Consider the following 532-nt stretch of genomic DNA (forward strand, 5'->3'; position numbering starts at 1 on the left):
CATCTGCTGTCGGTGCGGCCGAGGTGGTGTTCATCGCCGTCGGCACGCCATCGCGGCGCGGTGACGGCCATGCGGACCTGTCCTATGTCTATGCAGCGGCGCGCGAGATCGCGAAGGCCATCAAGAAGTTCACCGTGGTGGTCAACAAGTCGACGGTGCCGGTCGGTTCCGGCGACGAGGTCGAGCGCATCATTCGCGAGGAGAACCCGGACGCCGAATTCGCCGTGGTCTCGAATCCGGAGTTCCTGCGCGAAGGCGCTGCTATCAGAGACTTCAAACATCCCGACCGTATCGTCATCGGTTCCAGCGACCAGCGTGCCAAGGACGTCATGGCGGAAGTCTACCGGCCGCTGCATCTCAACTCGTCGCCGATCATGTATACGGATCGCCGCACGGCCGAACTGACCAAATACGCCGCTAACTCGTTCCTGGCGACCAAGGTCGCCTTCATCAACGAGATCGCCGATCTCGCGGAAAAAGTCGGTGCCAATGTGCAGGAAGTCGCGCGGGGCATCGGCCTCGACAACCGGAT

At 62.2% G+C, this 532-nt stretch carries 1 pseudogene; it reads left to right on the forward strand.

Features of this window, described 5'->3' with window-relative positions:
• A pseudogene (locus ACXJKG_RS21425) lies at positions 1-532 on the forward strand (UDP-glucose 6-dehydrogenase); the annotation flags it as partial.

The sequence above is a fragment of the Cellulomonas sp. P5_C6 genome (assembly GCF_054049635.1).